Origin of the sequence: Kluyvera sichuanensis (assembly GCF_040930405.1) — a bacterium.
Classification (GTDB): domain Bacteria; phylum Pseudomonadota; class Gammaproteobacteria; order Enterobacterales; family Enterobacteriaceae; genus Kluyvera; species Kluyvera sichuanensis.
In genome coordinates this window covers 638,775-652,567 of the sequence record NZ_CP162271.1, presented here as the reverse complement: position 1 = coordinate 652,567, position 13,793 = coordinate 638,775, and the positions used below count along the sequence as shown (strand labels likewise).

Below are 13,793 nucleotides of genomic sequence, written 5' to 3'. Positions count from 1 at the left end.
TCTCGTTATTAGGCTATAATGCGCGAATCTATAGAGCCTGAAAATACTATGATTAAGACTTCATTTAGAAAAAACCAGCTTGAGCGATTCAGCTCACGACAAGCCACCAGGACGCGTAAAGATAACCAACCAAAACGCGTTATTCTGTTCAATAAACCCTACGATGTGTTGCCGCAATTTACTGACGAAGCAGGACGTAGCACGCTAAAAGATTATATTCCTGTGCAAAATGTCTACGCTGCAGGTCGTCTCGACCGGGATAGCGAGGGGCTGCTGGTGTTAACCAATGACGGCGCGCTGCAGGCCAGGCTCACGCAGCCGGGTAAGCGCACCGGGAAAATTTACTACGTGCAGGTTGAGGGTGAACCGACGCCGGAGGCTATTGAGGCACTGCGAAATGGCGTGACGCTGAACGATGGTCCCACCTTGCCCGCCGGTATTGAGCAAGTAGACGCGCCGGAGTGGTTATGGCCGCGCAATCCGCCGATCCGCGAGCGCAAAGCCATTCCAACCGCCTGGCTAAAGGTCACGCTCTATGAAGGACGTAACCGCCAGGTGCGCCGGATGACCGCCCACGTAGGCTACCCAACGCTGCGGTTGATTCGCTATGCGATGGGCAGCTATACGCTGGATGACCTGAAAAACGGCGAATGGCGCGATGCCGATGCATCGGCCGCAGAGCGCAGCTAACACCGCGCTCACAGGACAAGCCCGGTCAGGAAATATCGGGCACAATGATGTTCTTATATTTCTCCAGCACCGGGGCGTTAGCGTCTGACGGGTTTTGCAGTTGCCACAGGTTACGCGTGATCCCGTCATTCACCAGATAGATAACCCCGGTCTCAATCGCCGACATCAGACAGAGCATCACCGGTTCATTCACCGTATAGCCTACTTCACCCTCCAGAATGCGCTGGTAGTCGATATAGCGGAAGATCCCCGCCTGGAACTCATAGGAGAGGATTGTTTTGCTGGTATTTACCGATGAAAGCACCTCCCCGGTTCCGACGTTGACCACGCGCAGGTTCACCGCGATTTGATCAAGCTGGTACTGCGTGCTGGCGCCGATACCAAAATAGCGCGCCCCTGCCCCGCCCGTTTTCACGTTGCTTTCATAGCCGATAATCGACCCTTCGATCAGGATATTCGCCGCCACCAGCGACGGCAGCTGGGTGCGGTTGTTCACCGCCACGGTGCCGTTCTCCTGCGCCGCACGAATAATTTTGCGTTCGTTGAGCAGGTTTTGCAGTCCCTGACGTTCAAGGGGGATAAACCAGTTGGAGTCTTTTAACGCCGACACCAGCATGGCGGTGGCGCTTTGCGGTACGGACGTTGAGAAGTTACTGGCCGGATAGGGTTTAAACTGCCCAGTTTCATCCTGAATATTATAAACCGAGACAAACAGCTTGCCCTTTGGCGACGGTAAATGGGTGAGGTCCTGGTAGCTTTGCGACCGCGGTAATAACGTCGGTTTCGCCGCCTGTTTAGGGGGAGAGGTAATACAGCCCGTAAGCATAAACAGGCTAATAAAAATAACCACTGCGCCAGCTATATTTTTCATTTCTGCATCTCGCCACGGAGGTGATTAATTTGATGAAACACTGTTCAGACCGTCAACTTCGATGGTTGAGGATTTCCCGGTTTTACGATCGAGAATATTCATCAGGAGCCGACCGTCGACATTTTTAATATCAACAATAAAATCATTGGTCACTAACCGCCCCGGTTTACCGCTGGAGACATTTCCCATCAGGCTACCCAATAATTGCGACTGAACGGCGGAAGAAAAATTATCTAATGCCGATGTTCCCGAAACAGCTCCCCAATCATAAGCATTGGGATCTTTATAAGAGTTCTGCGCATTTGCTTCTGAAAGTAAAAATGCACCGTTATTGGGATTACCACCAAAATTAGGGTTAATAAACTGGAAGGTTAAATTCCCAGCATGAACTGAAGTCGATAGCAAGCCGATGCCAAGCATCACAGAAAGCACTTTCATCGTACGCTCCTAGAACTCGTCGTGGGTCAAATCACCGGTATTTAATAATGCTTTGTTAATGGCTCTTTTCGATACAGAGTCATAAACAGCAGCGATGGCCATTGAGACTTGTTTATCAAAGTCTTTTTTACTCGGAAATAAAAAAGTCTGATATAAAACATCCTGATCGATTTTAATGGTTATCCAACTTCCCCAGCGCGCGCTGGGGCGTTCATTAATTGTTATAGCCGCAGGGTATTCCGCCTCCCAGTGGGTGGTGAATGCACGATAGAAATCATGCCCGACCCGTGTAATAGTGTTATCGGTAACCAGGCCCGGCACTTCGACTTCCGCTGGATAACTGGCGTGCGATACCATCAGCATCAATATTGATGCTGTAATACGGAATAAATATTTCATAACTATCGCCTGAGGTTTTCGTTAGCCCAGGAGACGGCCTGCGTTCTATTTTTAACCGCAATCTTGCGAAAGAGATTATAGAGATGCGTTTTTACCGTATTTTCGCTGATAAACAGCAGCCTGGCGATCTCCACGTTTGACGCACCCATCCTGAGCTTATTCAGGATGTCCTTCTCGCGCTGCGTCAGCCCGCTGGTATCGTCATGATAACGGTAACTACCTGATTGATTAATAAGATAACTGGTGAGGTCGTGAGGGAAATGGCAGCCGCCTTTCTGCACGTTGCGGATGCCTTCAATCAGGGTGTGTTCATCAACGGATAAGTAGAATACCGCGCTGATCCCAGGCCAGCTCTCCACTTCGTGGAAGGCGTAATCATCCGGCATATTGATCAGCAGGACTTTAACTTTATCACGTAACCGCCGTAACTCAGTTTGCCAGAGCAAATTCCGTTTTTTATCCGACTCGCTTAAGTCAAAAAGCACCAGCAATCGCTCCGCTTTCAGCTGATCGAGCGATTTTAAAATATTCTGGGTTTTGACATTAATCGTTAACGAGCTTCTGAGTTGATGTACAAGGGCAGTGGCCTGCAATGAAGGCCGGGTTATTAGCATTAACGCATCATTATTCACCGCTTCTATTTCTATCGGCATTATGAAACCCCATTCCGCTTGCTGCTCGGAACAAGCTCTCTTTCTGATATGCATAAAAAATGCATATCAAGAAAGAGGTGCTGTTCTGTGTAGTTGCTGATATATAAGTATGACAATAAAGGGAAAATGGACGCACAATTGGCGCTTGTTTCCAGAAAGTGCTGCAATACTGTTCAATCTAGACATTGCCATTTTTATCGCAAGGATTATTTGTGTTTCAAATTGTAACAAGATCGTGTCAGTTTATTTCAGACTGATTTAACCTTACTGCTGATTTTCCTACAAAAAATAGCAGAATTGTCCTTTAACCAAATTCGAGGATTGGCTTCATAGATACATCGTATTTTATGCATGATATTGCCAGACCCACCAAAAAAGGCAGTAGGTGTAAATGAGAACTGACATTATTTGTCATAGAAATGGCGGGCTTTGCGGAAGGTGTAAACCAATACGTACTGATCGTATAAGAACGCATACCGGTAACATCCCGCTCGCGCCGCACCCTACCACGAGCTTTCCTCAAAAAACTCATACTAACGACTGACGTGATTTTTCAAAATACGCAATTCAGGCGAAAAAATTAGTTTCTCCCCTCCGACATACTCAAGCCATAAATCAGCGCAGCCAGTTATTCATAAGCAGGCTATTGGTGCGCCGATTTAACTCCTGACTTTAACCATCGGTTAAATCAAGGTGCCATTATGAAACAGTGGTTTTTATTAATACCCGTATTGGGTTATTCCTGTCTGGCAACTGCTGGAGGGGATTTAGCGGGCTCAGAATTCTCCGGGCTGGATAAATTCCATCAGGGCTACGATAAAATTGCTATTACTGGTCAACAGGGCAGTGGAAATTTCGCCGCTATTACTCAGTCTGGCAGTCATTTATTTGGCTCAATTTCGCAGTTTGGTGGACATAATGCCGCAACGTTAAGCCAAAGTGGCTTTAATAATCGCGCGGCGCTGGCTCAATACGGCAATAGTAATACTGCCAATGTTACTCAATCAGGGATGAATAACTCCGCAATCTTAGTGCAAGCAGGCACGGGTAATCAGGCAGATATTACGCAAACGGGTTTTGATAACTTTGCGGAAATTGTCAATAAAGGCAACGGCAATATTACGCAGATTAATCAAACGGGCACAAACCGCAGCGCGGGCGTTGTGCAAAACTCGGCAGGAATGGCAATTCGCATTACCCAAAATTAGCAAGCGGTACGGGTGAGTTAACTATCGATAAACCTATGGGGTATCTTCATGAAAACGTGGAAAATTGTTGTTTTGTCAGCATTGTTCGTCTCGGGTTCAGCGCTGGCCTCCGGTAACCATTCAGGTGGCGGTGGTCCGTCAGAATTCCCGCAGTACAGCAGCCCGACGCTGCCTCAGGTCGGTAACTGGGATGCCATGATCCATGTCTACCAGTCTGGCAATAGCAACGGCTCGAGTGCGGTGCAAAGCAGCGCCTACAAATCGAAAATCGACGTACACCAGGGCGGCAGTAATAACACCTCGGTGGCCAACCAGACCGGCGATCGTAGCCTGACCAGCATCAACCAGGCAGGTAACAACAACTACTCTACGGCGGTACAGACCGGCGACAGAAGCTCGATTGAAGTGAAACAGACCGGTAGCTACAACGGTTCGACCGTGGGCCAGTCTGCGCATGACGCGATGGTGCTGGTCTCCCAGAGCGGTTGGTACAACAACAGCAACGTTAATCAGTCGTACAATAACTCGCTGACGATTGTGAACCAAAGCGGTAACCACAATAACTCGTACACCTCACAGCAATAACACGACAGCCGGATGAGCCTCTCATCCGGCTGATTTTACTCACCAAAAGGAGGCTTCTATGCATCTACTGCTTATCGCCGCCGCCCTCAGCAATCAGCTCTGGTTTGATACCCAACAGCAGGCCGATGCGGTTGTTATTACGCCGATGGTCACCCTGGCCGACGATTGCCAGTGCCAGTTAACCGTCAGCGTCATTCATCAGGGGACGTCCGGGCAAAGCACCAGTAGCCAGCGCGGCAGCATTGCGCTTGAGGGGAAAAAGCCGCAGCCGCTGGCCAGCATGACGCTGACGCTGCCACCGGGAGAGTGGGCGCAGGTGACCGTCACCCTCAGCAACCGCCAGGGGATCATCGTGCAGCAAAGCTGGCAATCGTCGGCGCGAGTTTGATTTCCCCCTCTTCTTCTTTATATCCTTATCTTCTTTCTCGCTCGATAAGGATGCCGCATGTTCAAGCCACACGTTACCGTCGCCTGCGTGGTTCACGCTGAAGATAAATTTCTGGTCGTTGAAGAGACCATCAACGACAAAGCGCTATGGAACCAGCCCGCAGGCCACCTTGAGGCAGATGAAACGCTGGCCCAGGCCGCCGAGCGCGAGCTATGGGAAGAGACCGGCATCCGCGCAAGACCGCAGCATTTTCTCCGAATGCACCAGTGGTTGGCTCCGGACAACACGCCGTTCCTGCGATTCCTGTTCGTCATTGAACTCGACAGTATCTGCGCGACCGAACCGCACGATAGCGACATTGACCGCTGTTTATGGCTCAGCGCCGACGAGATTTTGCAGGCTAAAAACCTGCGTTCCGCGCTGGTTGCCGAAAGCATTCGTAGCTATCAGCAGGATGCACGCTATCCGCTGTCACTCATCGGCGAATTTAACTGGCCGTTTACAGAGGGTGTCAAGTAAAGGGCCGCGTGATAGAATATGCCGCCTTGAAGTCCAATGTCGTGAGTATTCCAATGTCAGAAAGCCAGAAAAAAGTGATCGTCGGCATGTCCGGCGGTGTTGATTCCTCCGTTTCCGCCTACCTGTTACAACAACAGGGCTATAAGGTGGAGGGCCTGTTCATGAAGAACTGGGAGGAAGATGACGGCGAGGAATACTGCACTGCGGCGGCGGATCTGGCCGATGCACAAGCGGTGTGCGATAAGCTCGGTATTGAGCTGCACACCGTGAACTTTGCTGCCGAATACTGGGATAACGTATTTGAGCTCTTCCTGGAAGAGTACAAAGCGGGCCGTACGCCGAACCCGGATATCCTGTGCAACAAAGAGATCAAATTTAAAGCTTTCCTCGAGTTCGCTGCTGAAGATCTGGGCGCTGATTACATCGCCACCGGCCACTATGTGCGCCGCGCGGATGTGAACGGCAAAAGCCAGCTTCTGCGTGGTCTCGACGGCAACAAAGACCAGAGCTACTTCCTTTATACGCTGGGCCACGAACAGATAGCACAAAGCCTGTTCCCGGTCGGCGAACTGGAAAAACCGCAGGTGCGTAAAATCGCCGAAGAACTGGATCTCATCACCGCGAAGAAAAAAGACTCTACCGGTATCTGCTTTATCGGCGAGCGTAAATTCCGCGAGTTCCTCGGTCGCTACCTGCCGGCGCAGCCGGGTAAAATCATCACCGTTGACGGCGAAGAGATCGGCACCCATCAGGGGCTGATGTACCACACGCTCGGTCAGCGTAAAGGTCTGGGTATTGGCGGGACCAAAGAAGGGACGGAAGATCCGTGGTATGTGGTCGACAAAGACGTTGAAAACAACGTGCTGGTTGTCGCTCAGGGTCACGATCACCCGCGCCTGATGTCCGTCGGTCTTATTGCACAGCAGCTGCACTGGGTTGACCGCGAACCGGTCACCGGCACATTCCGCTGCACCGTGAAGACCCGCTATCGCCAGACCGATATCCCGTGCACCGTTACCGCGCTGGATGAAGGTCGTATTGAGGTTCGTTTTGAAGAACCTGTTGCCGCAGTCACTCCAGGTCAGTCCGCCGTGTTCTACAACGGGGAAATCTGCCTGGGTGGCGGCGTGATTGAGCAGCGTCTGCCGCTGCCAGTGGAATAAAGCCCTGCCTCGATAGGGTATAACGCACTCTGGCCCGCGTCGCGCCGCAGGTCAGATGCCAACAAGGAGTGAGCGTGGCGAAGAATTACTATGACATCACCCTGGCGCTGGCCGGCATCTGCCAGTCAGCCCGTCTGGTGCAGCAGTTGGCCCATCAGGGGCACTGCGACGGCGATGCGTTACACGTTTCGCTGAACAGTATTATCGATCTCAACCCAGACTCTGCGCTGGGCGTCTTCGGTGGCAGTGAAGCCAATCTTCGTCTCGGCCTTGAAACCCTGCTCGCAGTGCTGAACGCCAGCAGCCGTCAGGGTCTGAACGCAGAGCTGACCCGCTATACCCTCAGCCTGATGGTGCTGGAGCGCAAGCTCGCCGCCGCCAAAGGCGCGATGGATATTCTGGGCAACCGTATTACCGGTCTGCAGCGTCAGCTCGACCATTTTGATTTACAGTCAGACACCCTGCTGAGCGCGATGGCGGGTATCTATGTTGACGTGATTAGCCCGCTCGGCCCGCGAATTCAGGTGACCGGCTCCCCTGCCGTGCTGCAAAGCCCGCAGGTGCAGTCTAAAGTCCGTGCTTCGCTGCTGGCAGGTATCCGCGCCGCGGTGCTGTGGCACCAGGTTGGCGGTGGCCGTCTACAGCTGATGTTTTCTCGTAATCGCCTGACCACTCAGGCCAAACAAATTCTTGCTCATTTAACCCCGGAGTTATGATCTATGGAATTATCCTCACTGACCGCCGTTTCACCTGTCGATGGACGCTACGGCGATAAAGTCAGCGCGCTGCGCGGGATTTTCAGCGAATACGGTTTGCTGAAATTCCGTGTACAAGTCGAAGTACGCTGGCTGCAGAAGCTGGCCGCACACGCAGCCGTCAAGGAAGTTCCTGCTTTTGCTGCCGACGCAAACGGTTTCCTCGATAGCATCGTGGCAAACTTCAATGAAGAAGACGCGGCGCGTATTAAGACCATCGAGCGCACCACCAACCATGACGTGAAGGCGGTTGAGTATTTCCTGAAAGAAAAAGTCGCGTCCGTGCCTGAACTGCACGCCGTGTCTGAATTCATTCACTTTGCCTGCACCTCCGAAGACATCAACAACCTGTCCCACGCGCTGATGCTGAAAACCGCGCGCGAAGAAGTGGTGCTGCCGTACTGGCGAAAAACTATCGACGCAATCAAAGATCTGGCCGTTCAGTATCGCGATATTCCACTGCTCTCCCGTACTCATGGTCAGCCAGCAACGCCGTCCACCATCGGTAAAGAGATGGCGAACGTAGCCTACCGTATGGAACGTCAGTACCGTCAGCTGGCACAGGTTGAGATCCTCGGCAAAATCAACGGCGCGGTCGGTAACTATAACGCCCACATCGCCGCCTATCCGGACGTTGACTGGCACCAGTTCAGCGAAGAGTTCGTCACCTCTCTGGGCATTCAGTGGAACCCGTACACCACCCAGATCGAGCCGCACGACTATATTGCCGAGCTGTTTGACTGCATCGCACGCTTCAACACTATTCTGATCGACTTCGATCGCGATGTGTGGGGCTACGTTGCGCTCAACCACTTCAAGCAGAAAACCATCGCCGGTGAAATCGGTTCTTCCACCATGCCGCACAAGGTTAACCCGATCGACTTCGAAAACTCCGAAGGCAACCTGGGTCTGTCTAACGCCGTGCTGCAGCATCTTGCAAGCAAACTGCCGGTTTCCCGTTGGCAGCGTGACCTGACCGACTCCACCGTGCTGCGTAACCTGGGCGTGGGTATTGGCTATGCGCTGATCGCCTACCAGTCCACCCTGAAAGGCGTGAGCAAACTGGAAGTGAACCGCGATCGTCTGCTCGACGAACTGGATCACAACTGGGAAGTGCTGGCTGAGCCAATTCAGACCGTAATGCGCCGCTACGGTATCGAAAAACCGTACGAGAAGCTGAAAGAACTGACCCGCGGCAAGCGCGTAGATGCCGAAGGTATGAAGCAGTTCATCGACGGTCTGGCGCTGCCGGAAGAAGAGAAAACCCGCCTGAAAGCCATGACCCCGGCGAACTATATCGGCCGCGCCATCACCATGGTTGACGAGCTGAAATAATCCCGCCCTCCCCCTCCTTCTTCCTGAAGGAGGGGACTTTCCCGCCAATTTAGTTAATGTTTATCTCCATAAGCTCATAATCGCGTTAAACTATTCACGTCATTTATTTAATGGAGAAGCAGCATGCGCGTACTCGTCGTAGAGGACAACGCTCTGTTACGTCACCACCTGAAAGTTCAGCTCCAGGAAATGGGCCACCAGGTGGATGCCGCAGAAGACGCGAAGGAAGCAGACTATTACTTAGGCGAGCATATCCCGGATATTGCGATTGTGGATTTAGGGCTTCCCGATGAGGACGGCCTGTCGCTGATCCGCCGCTGGCGCAGCCACGACATTTCGCTGCCGATTCTGGTGCTCACCGCGCGTGAAAGCTGGCAGGATAAGGTGGAAGTGCTGAGCGCGGGCGCCGACGACTACGTCACCAAACCTTTCCATATTGAGGAAGTGGCGGCCCGTATGCAGGCGCTGATGCGTCGTAACAGCGGGCATGCTTCGCAGGTTATCTCCCTGCCGCCGTTCCAGGTTGACCTCTCCCGCCGCGAGCTCTCCATTAATGACGAAGTGATTAAGCTCACCGCGTTTGAATACACTATTATGGAAACGCTGATCCGCAATAACGGCAAAGTGGTCAGTAAAGACTCCCTGATGCTTCAGCTCTATCCCGATGCGGAGCTGCGCGAGAGCCACACCATCGACGTACTGATGGGCCGCCTGCGTAAGAAAATTCAGGCTCAGTATCCCCAGGACGTGATTATCACCGTACGCGGTCAGGGCTATCTGTTCGAACTACGCGAATGAAGAGCTTACGTCGGCATCTCCTGCCGCTTTCACTGCGGATGCGTTTCCTGCTGGCGACGGCCGCGGTGGTTATCGTGCTGTCACTGGCCTACGGCATGGTGGCGCTGGTCGGCTACAGCGTCAGCTTCGATAAAACCACCTTCCGTCTGCTGCGCGGCGAGAGCAACCTGTTCTATACCCTCTCCAAATGGGAAGACAACGCGCTGCACGTCGATATCCCCGAGAATCTCAATATGCAGGGCCCCACGGTTGCGCTGATCTATAACGATCGGGGCGAACTGCTGTGGCAGCAAAAAGATCTCCCGTGGCTCACGAAAAGCATTCAGCCCGAGTGGCTTAAAGGCAACGGTTTCTATGAAATAGAAGCGGATGCCGACGCCAGCAGCACCCTGCTGCGCGACGATCATGAGATGCAAAAAGAGCTGACCGAAATGCGCCAGGAAGGCGACGATTCGGAGATGACCCACTCGGTGGCCGTCAACAGCTATCCAGCCACCAGCCTGATGCCTGCGCTGACTATCGTGGTGGTCGATACCATTCCGATTGAGCTTAAGCGTTCCTATATGGTCTGGAGCTGGTTCTCTTACGTGCTCGCCGCCAACCTGCTGCTGGTTATTCCACTGCTGTGGATTGCTGCCCACTGGAGCCTACGCCCCATCGCCGACCTCACCCGCGAGGTTCGTGAACTGGAGGAGCATCACCGCGAGCATCTCAACCCCGACACCACCCGCGAACTGACAAGCCTGGTGCGCAACCTGAACCGGCTGCTGAAAAGCGAGCGCGACCGCTACGACAAGTATCGAACTACGCTCACCGATTTGACCCACAGTCTGAAAACCCCGTTAGCGGTGCTGCAAAGCTCGCTGCGTTCGCTGCGCAGTGAAAAGATCACCGTAAACGAAGCCGAACCGGTGATGCTGGAGCAGATAAGCCGTATCTCGCAGCAGATTGGCTACTACCTGCATCGCGCCAGTATGCGCAGCGATAGCACTCTGCTTAGCCGCGAACTTCACCCGGTCGCCCCGCTGCTGGACAGCCTGACGTCGGCGCTCAATAAGGTCTATCAACGTAAAGGGGTCAACATCACCCTGGACATTTCGCCGGAGATCTCCTTTGTCGGCGAGAAAAACGACTTTATGGAAGTGATGGGCAACCTGCTGGATAACGCCTGCAAGTACTGCCTTGAGTTTGTCGAGGTTTCCGCCCGCCAGAGCGATGAGTATCTGCATATTTTTGTCGAAGATGACGGCCCAGGCATTCCGCAAAGCAAGCGCGATATCGTCTTTGACCGCGGCCAGCGCGCCGACACGTTACGCCCAGGGCAAGGGGTTGGCCTGTCGGTAGCCCGAGATATCGTTGACCAGTATGACGGTCAGATCATCGCCCACGAAAGCCTGCTCGGCGGCGCAAAAATGGAGGTCCTTTTCGGCCATCAGGATCTCGACAGTCACGAAGGGTAAATAATGTTTCCGTAGCAGGGTAGTTTTGTGAATACGATGTATAATCCGGACATACATCTGCTGCGGAAATATCAATATGGAATACCACTTAACGTTAAACTGGCCCGATTTTATGGCGCGCTACTGGCAAAAACGCCCGGTGGTGCTGAAACGCGGCTTCGCCAACTTTATTGACCCTATTTCACCGGATGAACTGGCTGGTCTGGCGATGGAAAATGAAGTTGATAGCCGACTGGTGAGCCACCTTGATGGCAACTGGCAGGTCAGCCACGGTCCTTTCGAAAGCTACGATCACCTCGGTGAAAGCAACTGGTCGCTGCTGGTTCAGGCCGTTGACCACTGGCACGAACCCTCCAGCGCGCTGATGCGCCCGTTCCGCGCCCTCCCCGACTGGCGCATCGACGATCTGATGATCTCCTTCTCGGTGCCGGGCGGCGGCGTTGGCCCGCATGTCGATCAGTATGATGTCTTTATCATTCAGGGTACCGGCCGTCGTCGCTGGCGCGTGGGCGAGAAAACCGCGCTTAAGCAGCACTGCCCGCACCCGGATCTGCTGCAGGTACAGGCGTTCGAGGCGATCATTGATGAAGAGATGGAGCCCGGCGATATCCTCTATATTCCGCCTGGATTCCCGCACGAAGGCTACGCGCTGGAAAACTCACTCAACTATTCCGTAGGCTTCCGTTCGCCGAACAGCCGCGAACTGATTAGCGGCTTTGCCGACTATATTCTGCAGCGCGACCTCGGTAACCAGCACTACAGCGACCCAGACGTACCGTCACGCGATCACCCGGCGGATCTGCTGCCGCAGGAAGTGGATCGTCTGCGCGACATGATGCTGGGGTTGATCCAGCAGCCGGAACATTTCCAGCAGTGGCTGGGCGAGTTTATCAGCCAGTCGCGCCATGAACTGGATATCGCACCGCCGGAGCCGCCGTATCAACCGGATGAGATTTACGACGCGCTGCAACAGGGCGATATGCTGCAACGCCTGGGCGGCCTGCGGGTGATTCGTATCGGCGACGATTTCTTTGTTAACGGCGAGAAAGTGGATTCACCGCATCAGCAGGCGCTGGACGCGATGGCGGGCAGTATTATGCTGGAGAGCCAGCATTTTGGTGAGGCGCTGGACGACCCGTCCTTCCTGGCAATGTTGGCCGCGCTGGTGAACAGCGGGTATTGGTTCTTTGCTGAGTAATGTGCGATAAACCCGGCGGCGCTGCGCTTGGCCGGGCTACAATTGTGCAATATGTAGCCCGGGCGAGCGAATGCGACCCCGGGTTTTCTTTGCTGACTAGCCGCGTTTCGCCGTCAGCTCCGCGATACGCACAATCACCTGCACCGCCTTCTCCATCCCTTCCAGGGTCACAAACTCGTGCTTGCCGTGGTAGTTATAGCCGCCGGTAAAGAGGTTCGGGCACGGAAGTCCCATAAACGACAGCTGCGCACCGTCGGTACCGCCGCGAATCGGTTTGAGATCCGGCTCGATGTCGCAATCGCGCATCGCCTGCTGGGCAATATCCAGAATATAAGGATGATCGGCCACCTTTTCGCGCATATTGTAATAGCTGTCTTCAATAATCAGCTCAATATAGCAATCCGGGTGCAGACCTTTCCCTACCTTCTTAGCTATCTCCATCATCTTACGCTTACGTGCTTCAAACTGCTTGCGATCGAAATCACGCACGATGTAGTGCATCTCCGCGCGATCCACCGAGCCTTTGATGCTGGTGAGATGGTAGAAGCCTTCGTAGCCTTCGGTGGTTTCCGGGCTCTCGTCGGCCGGCACTTCCGCGTGAATGCGGGCCGCCAGCGACAGCGCGTTGACCATCACCCCTTTCGCGGTACCCGGATGCACGTTGTTGCCGACAATCTTGATGGTAATAGAGGCCGCGTTAAAGTTCTCAAACTCCAGCTCGCCCACACCACCGCCGTCTACGGTATAGGCCCACTGGGCGTTAAAGGCTTCAACATCAAAGTGCTTCGCCCCTTTGCCGACCTCTTCATCCGGGGTAAACGCCACGCGAATATCGCCGTGCGGAATGTTTTTCTCTTTCAGCACCGCCAGCGCGGTCATGATTTCGGCAATACCGGCTTTATCATCGGCACCCAGCAGCGTTTTGCCGTCGGTGGTGATAAGCGTTTGCCCCAGCAGTTGATGCAGCACCGGGAACATCACCGGCGACAGCACTTCATCACCGATCCCCAGCGCGATATCGCCGCCGCGATAGTTTTCAACAATTTGCGGATTGACGTTTTTGCCGCTGAAATCCGGAGCGGTATCAACATGGGAGATAAAACCGATCGCCGGAATATCGCCGCTGACGTTCGCCGGGAGGGTGCCCATCACCGTTCCCTTCTCGCTCAGCGTGATGTTAACCAGCCCCATTGTTTCCAATTGCTCTTTGAGCAGATGTAATAGTTTCCACTGCCCTTCGGTACTCGGCACCTGACGCACGCCGGGCTTCGACTGTGTGTCCAGTGAAACGTACTGCAAAAAACGCTCAAGCAATTTATCCATGTAGCCACCC

General features: G+C 53.5%; 16 protein-coding genes. 11 read left to right on the top strand and 5 right to left on the bottom strand.

The features are described 5' to 3' along the window. Nucleotides 1-18: 18 nt before the first annotated feature. A complete protein-coding gene (gene rluE / locus AB2B48_RS03155; protein ID WP_185669982.1) occupies nt 19-690 on the top strand; it encodes a 23S rRNA pseudouridine(2457) synthase RluE in 672 nt (223 codons plus the stop codon). Between the two features lie 25 nt (nt 691-715). Here the strand turns inward: rluE and csgG are convergent, their stop codons facing one another. From csgG to csgD, 4 genes are read right to left on the bottom strand one after another with little or no spacing between them, the layout of a single operon-like run. Next, nucleotides 716-1,561: a curli production assembly/transport protein CsgG gene (gene csgG / locus AB2B48_RS03150; RefSeq protein WP_185669981.1), complete on the bottom strand. Its 846-nt coding sequence runs from the start codon at nt 1,559-1,561 to the stop codon at nt 716-718. A gap of 24 nt (nt 1,562-1,585) precedes the next feature. Continuing rightward, the gene (gene csgF, locus AB2B48_RS03145) at nt 1,586-1,999 is read right to left on the bottom strand and encodes a curli production assembly/transport protein CsgF (protein ID WP_185669980.1); all 414 of its coding nucleotides are present in this window, start codon (nt 1,997-1,999) and stop codon (nt 1,586-1,588) included. A 9-nt stretch (nt 2,000-2,008) separates the two neighbouring features. Then, nucleotides 2,009-2,362 (bottom strand): curli production assembly/transport protein CsgE, encoded by a 354-nt coding sequence (gene csgE, locus AB2B48_RS03140; RefSeq protein ID WP_255581421.1) that lies wholly within the window; start codon nt 2,360-2,362, stop codon nt 2,009-2,011. 38 nt (nt 2,363-2,400) lie between these two features. Then, complete coding sequence (gene csgD / locus AB2B48_RS03135) at nt 2,401-3,051, bottom strand: biofilm master transcriptional regulator CsgD (protein ID WP_185670000.1); 651 nt, start codon at nt 3,049-3,051, stop codon at nt 2,401-2,403. A 701-nt stretch (nt 3,052-3,752) separates the two neighbouring features. Between csgD and AB2B48_RS03130 the strand changes: the two genes are divergently transcribed. The 10 genes from AB2B48_RS03130 (at nt 3,753) to AB2B48_RS03085 (ending at nt 12,460) form a co-directional block, all read left to right on the top strand. Next, nucleotides 3,753-4,259 (top strand): curlin, encoded by a 507-nt coding sequence (locus AB2B48_RS03130; RefSeq protein WP_185669978.1) that lies wholly within the window; start codon nt 3,753-3,755, stop codon nt 4,257-4,259. A gap of 48 nt (nt 4,260-4,307) precedes the next feature. Continuing rightward, nucleotides 4,308-4,844: a curlin gene (locus AB2B48_RS03125; protein ID WP_368300766.1), complete on the top strand. Its 537-nt coding sequence runs from the start codon at nt 4,308-4,310 to the stop codon at nt 4,842-4,844. Nucleotides 4,845-4,902: 58 nt separating this feature from the next. Further along, nucleotides 4,903-5,232, top strand: a complete 330-nt coding sequence (csgC, locus tag AB2B48_RS03120) for a curli assembly chaperone CsgC (protein WP_185669976.1) — start codon at nt 4,903-4,905, stop codon at nt 5,230-5,232. Between the two features lie 57 nt (nt 5,233-5,289). Next, a complete protein-coding gene (locus AB2B48_RS03115; RefSeq protein ID WP_368300765.1) occupies nt 5,290-5,751 on the top strand; it encodes an NUDIX domain-containing protein in 462 nt (153 codons plus the stop codon). 53 nt (nt 5,752-5,804) lie between these two features. Further along, nucleotides 5,805-6,914 carry a tRNA 2-thiouridine(34) synthase MnmA gene (mnmA, locus tag AB2B48_RS03110; RefSeq protein WP_035896079.1) on the top strand — a complete coding sequence of 370 codons (1,110 nt, stop codon included), beginning with the start codon at nt 5,805-5,807 and terminating at the stop codon, nt 6,912-6,914. Nucleotides 6,915-6,988: 74 nt separating this feature from the next. Continuing rightward, entirely contained in the window at nt 6,989-7,630 is a 642-nt protein-coding gene (gene hflD, locus AB2B48_RS03105; RefSeq protein ID WP_035896078.1) for a high frequency lysogenization protein HflD, read from the top strand. A gap of 3 nt (nt 7,631-7,633) precedes the next feature. Beyond that, nucleotides 7,634-9,004, top strand: coding sequence for an adenylosuccinate lyase (purB, locus tag AB2B48_RS03100; RefSeq protein ID WP_185669974.1), 1,371 nt, complete (start codon nt 7,634-7,636; stop codon nt 9,002-9,004). Between the two features lie 123 nt (nt 9,005-9,127). Then, entirely contained in the window at nt 9,128-9,802 is a 675-nt protein-coding gene (gene phoP / locus AB2B48_RS03095; RefSeq protein ID WP_035896075.1) for a two-component system response regulator PhoP, read from the top strand. Continuing rightward, entirely contained in the window at nt 9,799-11,262 is a 1,464-nt protein-coding gene (phoQ, locus tag AB2B48_RS03090) for a two-component system sensor histidine kinase PhoQ (protein WP_368300764.1), read from the top strand. Before phoP ends, phoQ begins: the two co-directional genes overlap by 4 nt. A gap of 76 nt (nt 11,263-11,338) precedes the next feature. Then, the gene (locus tag AB2B48_RS03085) at nt 11,339-12,460 is read left to right on the top strand and encodes a cupin domain-containing protein (RefSeq protein ID WP_185669972.1); all 1,122 of its coding nucleotides are present in this window, start codon (nt 11,339-11,341) and stop codon (nt 12,458-12,460) included. Between the two features lie 96 nt (nt 12,461-12,556). Here AB2B48_RS03085 and pepT read toward each other — a convergent pair whose 3' ends face one another. Next, complete coding sequence (gene pepT, locus AB2B48_RS03080; protein ID WP_185666382.1) at nt 12,557-13,783, bottom strand: peptidase T; 1,227 nt, start codon at nt 13,781-13,783, stop codon at nt 12,557-12,559. Between the last annotated feature and the right edge of the window lie 10 nt (nt 13,784-13,793).

Coding starts and splice junctions, on each gene's coding strand:
- rluE (WP_185669982.1), top strand. CDS start 19: ATGCGCGAATCTATAGAGCCTGAAAATACTATGATTAAGACTTCATTT.
- csgG (WP_185669981.1), bottom strand. CDS start 1,561: ATGAAAAATATAGCTGGCGCAGTGGTTATTTTTATTAGCCTGTTTATG.
- csgF (WP_185669980.1), bottom strand. CDS start 1,999: ATGAAAGTGCTTTCTGTGATGCTTGGCATCGGCTTGCTATCGACTTCA.
- csgE (WP_255581421.1), bottom strand. CDS start 2,362: ATGCTGATGGTATCGCACGCCAGTTATCCAGCGGAAGTCGAAGTGCCG.
- csgD (WP_185670000.1), bottom strand. CDS start 3,051: ATGCCGATAGAAATAGAAGCGGTGAATAATGATGCGTTAATGCTAATA.
- AB2B48_RS03130 (WP_185669978.1), top strand. CDS start 3,753: ATGAAACAGTGGTTTTTATTAATACCCGTATTGGGTTATTCCTGTCTG.
- AB2B48_RS03125 (WP_368300766.1), top strand. CDS start 4,308: ATGAAAACGTGGAAAATTGTTGTTTTGTCAGCATTGTTCGTCTCGGGT.
- csgC (WP_185669976.1), top strand. CDS start 4,903: ATGCATCTACTGCTTATCGCCGCCGCCCTCAGCAATCAGCTCTGGTTT.
- AB2B48_RS03115 (WP_368300765.1), top strand. CDS start 5,290: ATGTTCAAGCCACACGTTACCGTCGCCTGCGTGGTTCACGCTGAAGAT.
- mnmA (WP_035896079.1), top strand. CDS start 5,805: ATGTCAGAAAGCCAGAAAAAAGTGATCGTCGGCATGTCCGGCGGTGTT.
- purB (WP_185669974.1), top strand. CDS start 7,634: ATGGAATTATCCTCACTGACCGCCGTTTCACCTGTCGATGGACGCTAC.
- phoP (WP_035896075.1), top strand. CDS start 9,128: ATGCGCGTACTCGTCGTAGAGGACAACGCTCTGTTACGTCACCACCTG.
- phoQ (WP_368300764.1), top strand. CDS start 9,799: ATGAAGAGCTTACGTCGGCATCTCCTGCCGCTTTCACTGCGGATGCGT.
- AB2B48_RS03085 (WP_185669972.1), top strand. CDS start 11,339: ATGGAATACCACTTAACGTTAAACTGGCCCGATTTTATGGCGCGCTAC.
- pepT (WP_185666382.1), bottom strand. CDS start 13,783: ATGGATAAATTGCTTGAGCGTTTTTTGCAGTACGTTTCACTGGACACA.